Source organism: Mesorhizobium sp. LNHC252B00 (assembly GCF_000502955.1).
GTDB lineage: Bacteria > Pseudomonadota > Alphaproteobacteria > Rhizobiales > Rhizobiaceae > Mesorhizobium.
Window position 1 is genome coordinate 1 of sequence record NZ_AYWO01000177.1, and the last position, 270, is coordinate 270.

The 270-nt window shown below is 61.1% G+C and carries 1 protein-coding gene; it reads left to right on the top strand.

All coding sequences use genetic code 11. The features are described 5' to 3' along the window. On the top strand, nt 1–270 hold a 270-nt coding region (locus X744_RS0139515), incomplete at both ends, for an ABC transporter permease subunit (protein WP_031261663.1).

The window sequence follows — 270 nt, forward strand, 5'->3', positions numbered from 1 at the left end:
GCGCTGGCGCATTGCCTGTTCAACGTTCCGCTGGCGGTGTGGATTCTCGAGGGCTTCATGTCGGGCGTGCCGAAGGAGATCGACGAGACCGCCTACATCGACGGCTATTCCTTCCCGCGCTTCTTCGTAAAGATCTTCATGCCGCTGATCGCGAGCGGCATCGGTGTGGCCTGCTTCTTCTGCTTCATGTTCTCGTGGGTCGAATTGCTGATCGCACGCACGCTGACCACCACCGACGCCAAGCCGATCGCCGCCACCATGACGCGTACG